The following is a 4,605-nucleotide window of genomic DNA, read 5'->3' as shown; positions in this document are numbered from 1 at the left end:
GTTCCGAATACACCGCGCGGGACCGAACCTTCGGCGTAGATCGACCAGACCTGTCGGTCCGCTCTGACATACTGCGCAGTATGACGAGCACATGGGACGCGCGATTCGACGGCCACGCTTTGTGGTCGGCGGTCGACACGCTGACCGAACACTTGCGGAACTGCGACACACCGGACCAGAGCAATGAACTGGACCACCTGAACCGCCTCCGGAAGCTCGCTGGCATCTTGGGGGAGCACAAGAACAGCGATCAGGGTCGAGATCTTTACACCGATCGCATGTTAACCGGCGTCCACAGCGCACTCGCCAACTCGATTAACCCCGAGATTGAAATTTACGCAAAGGACCGCGTAAACACTTCACACTTGCAGAACGCCGCCACTAATTGCGATATCGCTTTCGATACGATCGCGGGTTGGCCACCACTTCCGGCGACTGGGTATGCCCAAGCAGCGGGGCGTGCTTTTAAGGAATACGAGAAGTCGGCGAAATCCTCAATGGACGAATTGAATGAGCTGTATAGGGAGACGGACAGCAAATACAAAGAGCTAGAGAAGCGATTTCAATTAGCTCAAGACAAAATAGACGGACAGTCCGACGAGTTCGCAACTTCACTCGAAGCGAGGGAGGCCCAGTATTTGGAGGCGATTTCCCAAGTCGAGCAATCCGGCCGAGAAGCGTACGACAAATCCATACGCGAACACGTCGATAGTCAAGCATCCCACCTGACCGACCTTAATGCGATAGCAGCCAATACGCTCCTCGAAACGCAGGAATATTCCAATAAAGCCCTCGAAGCATGGAAAGCCACCGAGCAGGCGGCGACATGGCTGTCTGAACGCGCAATTGCGACCGACTTCGGAAAACAGGCAAGGAATAAAGCTGTTGCTGGATGGGCCTACGATCTGTTAGCCGCTACCGTCGCGGCGGTACCGCTAACGCTCGTACTCGTCCATTTTCTAACGGCGGAACCTGACTCAGGTAGTGCCATTTCTGTCACGATCGCCCGCGCAAGCGTCACCATCGGCGCGCTTATCGTGGCAGGGATTCTATTCAGCCGGGGAGCAACTAACCACCGCGAAGCACGACTGAGCAAGAGTGCCGACATCCGCCTAGGAACTCTTGAGGCGTTCATCTCGAAACTGGGTGCCGACGAAGCAGCGATTATCCGCCAAGGAATGGCAGAGAATATCTATCTGAAGGGCACCCTCGCAGACGAACAGACACCGGATCGCACTTCCCTGCTGCCGAATGTACTGCCAAGGCGATCACGCAACGACGGGCAAGATGACCAACCCTCGCCTGACGAGAATTAGAATTTATCCAGCAAAGCAGACGATGCGGGCGCTCTACGTTGACAATGCTCTCGACGCTCGCCTACTGTTTCGCAGCACTGCACCGACGCCACCAGGGAGGCTCATCGTCCGAAGGATTTGGCTTGATTGGGGTTGAAGGCTGCCTTCATCCCGGTTGGGCTTAAATGGTCCTCGGAAGGAGTCTCGTCGTGATCGCTGTCGCCCTGACCGTCTCGGTCGGCATCATCGTTACTGCAGTCAGCCGAACTGCCTTGGTGATCGTCTCACTCAAGGACGTTCCGCCGAAGCATCGCGCGGAAGTGCTTCTGGGCGTGGCCGCGTGCCTACGCTGGTGGAAGCGTTAGCCGTGTGCACGGAACAAACGACGTTCGCCCGGTGCTTCGCTCCGAGCACGGAAGAACGTGTCGGTGCGATCTGACATACTGCCCGACATGACCGAGATTGCAGACGCCACAGGCGACCCCACGATCACCGACGCGGAGACCGAGGTGGCGGACTACCCGAAATTGATGGTCACGGACGACTGGTCGGCGCACCCGGACACCACGCTCCAGAATCTGTCCGACGTTGCCAACCGTGCCCGGACGGGGCTGCCTGTCGTCTTGTTCCTGTCCGGAACGATTATCTCGGGCGTCGTCGCTGCCGCCGAAGAGTTCTACGAGTGGGCGAACGACATGGAGCATCGCGCAGCCGCCAACTCGACCGATCCGATCGACAAGGAAGCAACAGAGAAGTACAGCGACCACTTCTTTGGCGTTCCTGCTGCGGAGCACAAGGAACGACGCCAGTCTGGAACTGAGACCCACTTCGAGATTGCCCGACACATCCACCTCAAGGACGCGAAGGTCGCCACCCCTGGAATCGAACCCATGCCAGTCGGCTTCGTTCGAGTGCTGCTGGCACACGTCAGCGCATGGACGCTGGGGGGCTTCGGCAACAACTAACCGATGTTGCCTCGGCGGATCGGCACTACGTTGTCGTTCTGCCGGGGCGGTGATGTGTCCATCGCCCCGAGCGCGGCCATTGCGTCGGCGTGGTCGTCCTCGAAGAGGTGCGCGTACACGGTAAGCGTGGTCGTTGGCCTTCGCGTGGCCGCTGATACCAGTAGCCTTCCGCCCCGGCCCCGCCGATGATGCCCGGTTTCGATGTCGGGGAACCGATCCCGTGCCGACGACGTCGAACTTAGGTATGGAAGACGGAAATGTTGCCGCTGACTCCAGACGGTCCGCCCTGGACGTTCGACTTTGTTGCGCTGCTGCACGGGGGTTGCTACGAGGACCCCGATGATCGATTGCTGACCTGTGTCGCCCAAGACCCAGACGGGGCGCGGATGCTCGGTGCACTCGACCGCGTTGTCGGGTTGCTGCGACTCCTCGGACACCGGCAGTAGCTTCGAGATTTGCGGCTGGTGGTGTCAGTTACCGAATTTCCCTCGCCGCGAGGGCCAGATGCAACCAACGTCATTCGTTTTGAGAAGGTCGATTAGGTCCGTTGGTTGGTTCGTGCGGTAGCAGTACGGCGAGGGCGGGCGCCGTCTGGATGTAGCGGCGGTAGTCCAGTAGTTGCCCCAGCGCCATTCGGACCGCTTCACGCGTTGCAACCCCCTTCGCCTCGTACAGGATGTTGTCGGTGGCATCGAAGATGTCGGTGTAGAGGTAGGGGGATTCGCCGTCAGGCTGAATCTTCAGCCTGTGCACCATGTGGCCGACTCCTTTGAGATGCTTCTCGAATTGGGCGACTAGATTGGCTTCGGCCTTCACTGCCGTCGTCGACGTCGAGGGCGCAGTTTGATAGGCGCCTTTTCGAATCGTTTCGAGCGGTACGGGTTCCGATCCTCCAGGGGGGACCTCGACACCCTTTATAGGGATCTTCGACGTTTTCGCCCGAGGCCGCAGTTTGGCTGGCGATCGACGTTTGGTCTTCAGGTGGTCAGCCCAGAGGGCGTTGACTGCTTTTGCGACATCGTCTGGAAGTTGGAGGCCCGAGGCTCTCACCATCCAGTGGTAGTCGACCCTGGCCTTGAGATCCTCGTAGGGCAAGCGAGCATCGACGGGGAGTACCGCATCCCATTCGACGTCGACGTAGGGGACGAGAGCGCCGCTTCCATCCCACTTCGGTCCGGGCGTCACCTCGCCGTCCGACCAGGTAGCCACTTCCGACGATCCCTCGGTCAGATCCCTGTCGCAGGAGGAAGACACGGTCGCCGGCATTGACTGGCTTCCTTCTGCTCCCAAAGCTCCATCGAGCTCTGAACGGCCTTCCGGATGCGGTGCCCGCAATGGCAGCCTCGTAGTCCGCCGGAGCAAAACCGGCGTCGGTGCCATCCCAAGCGAGAACAAAAGTGTCCATCCGGCCATCGTGACATGGAGGATTGCGGAGTGTTCGACGAAGCCCGCGTCCGAACAGCAACTGGTCCGATATGCGTGATAAACATTCGGCCCGTTCAGACTTCAGCTCCAGCTGTGACTGCGTTCCGGACTCGATAGCTGTGGTCCTGTCGCAGGATCTCTCGCAGCGAGGTGGTTTCCTCGGTCCGATCCGTTAATTTGCTAACCGCAACCGCCAGTTCGACCCGCACACCAATACTCGTGTCCCGTGCAAGATGCTGCGCAATCTCGATCTCGATAGCGGGTTGCGACGTTGTGAGTGCCGCGGCCAGCCGCCGCATTCGGGAATCGGGACTCTGAGCCAGTTCCCGCCAAGGTATCTGCAATTCAAAGCCTCGTTCAGCGAGTACGTACCCTGCATGTGCAGCCGCGAATGAATCTTCCGGCTGTGCTGTTTGGAGAAGGTACTGCGCAGCTCGCCATGTATCGCGCATCTGTGCCTCGGTGACCGACAGATGAACGCATGCTTCCAACGCACGTCGCTGAAGGATCGGCTTCAAATTGAGTTGGAGCGCGCCGAGCGGATCTTGAAACTGCTGGTTGACGACGTCGAACTTGCTCATCGCGAAACTGCCGGTAGCGAGCGGTAACAGCAATTCGTGGAGCTCGGCTCGCACCTCATCCACAATTTCCGGCGCCAGTATCGTGCAACCTACGACCGCTTCTGCTCGATTCTGCTCGATGTCCTGCTCATCGAGAGCCCGGCGGGCGTAGTCCCGGGCAAGATAAATCCGACGTTCCATTGGTAGGCATTTGGCCATCTCAGCCGCCCGCGTGACGCCCGCAAGAAACCCGACGCCGTCCTCGGTGTAGGCGGGCGGACTGGCGATCGACTGCGCGACGACTCCTTCGGCTATCTTCAGCGTGTCGTTCGATCGGTCACCGAGGGCGATAAGTACAGT

The 4,605-nt window shown here is 59.3% G+C and carries 7 protein-coding genes; 4 read left to right on the top strand and 3 right to left on the bottom strand.

From position 1 onward, the window contains the following. The 3 genes from WAW17_RS30410 to WAW17_RS30400 form a co-directional block, all read left to right on the top strand. On the top strand, positions 1 to 1,316 hold a 1,316-nt coding region (locus WAW17_RS30410), incomplete at its 5' end, for a hypothetical protein (protein ID WP_422336559.1). A 188-nt stretch (positions 1,317 to 1,504) separates the two neighbouring features. Further along, positions 1,505 to 1,660, top strand: a complete 156-nt coding sequence (locus WAW17_RS30405; protein WP_422336558.1) for a hypothetical protein — start codon at positions 1,505 to 1,507, stop codon at positions 1,658 to 1,660. Positions 1,661 to 1,747: 87 nt separating this feature from the next. Continuing rightward, positions 1,748 to 2,260 carry a hypothetical protein gene (locus WAW17_RS30400; RefSeq protein ID WP_422336557.1) on the top strand — a complete coding sequence of 171 codons (513 nt, stop codon included), beginning with the start codon at positions 1,748 to 1,750 and terminating at the stop codon, positions 2,258 to 2,260. Here WAW17_RS30400 and WAW17_RS30395 read toward each other — a convergent pair. Continuing rightward, positions 2,257 to 2,379, bottom strand: a complete 123-nt coding sequence (locus WAW17_RS30395) for a hypothetical protein (protein WP_422336556.1) — start codon at positions 2,377 to 2,379, stop codon at positions 2,257 to 2,259. The genes WAW17_RS30400 and WAW17_RS30395 overlap by 4 nt on opposite strands. Before the next feature lie 138 nt (positions 2,380 to 2,517). Between WAW17_RS30395 and WAW17_RS30390 the strand changes: the two genes are divergently transcribed. After that, a complete protein-coding gene (locus WAW17_RS30390) occupies positions 2,518 to 2,706 on the top strand; it encodes a hypothetical protein (protein WP_422336555.1) in 189 nt (62 codons plus the stop codon). Between the two features lie 70 nt (positions 2,707 to 2,776). On the opposite strand, the gene WAW17_RS30385 is transcribed toward WAW17_RS30390, so the two are convergent. Beyond that, positions 2,777 to 3,526: a hypothetical protein gene (locus WAW17_RS30385; RefSeq protein ID WP_422336554.1), complete on the bottom strand. Its 750-nt coding sequence runs from the start codon at positions 3,524 to 3,526 to the stop codon at positions 2,777 to 2,779. 233 nt (positions 3,527 to 3,759) lie between these two features. Then, on the bottom strand, positions 3,760 to 4,605 hold an 846-nt coding region (locus tag WAW17_RS30380), incomplete at its 5' end, for a hypothetical protein (protein ID WP_422336553.1).

This window comes from Rhodococcus sp. (in: high G+C Gram-positive bacteria) (genome assembly GCF_049286785.1).
GTDB lineage: Bacteria > Actinomycetota > Actinomycetes > Mycobacteriales > Mycobacteriaceae > Rhodococcus_F.
This window is presented reverse-complemented; position numbering and strand designations above follow the sequence as displayed.

Coding starts and splice junctions, on each gene's coding strand:
- WAW17_RS30385 (WP_422336554.1), bottom strand. CDS start 3,526: ATGCCGGCGACCGTGTCTTCCTCCTGCGACAGGGATCTGACCGAGGGA.
- WAW17_RS30400 (WP_422336557.1), top strand. CDS start 1,748: ATGACCGAGATTGCAGACGCCACAGGCGACCCCACGATCACCGACGCG.
- WAW17_RS30390 (WP_422336555.1), top strand. CDS start 2,518: ATGTTGCCGCTGACTCCAGACGGTCCGCCCTGGACGTTCGACTTTGTT.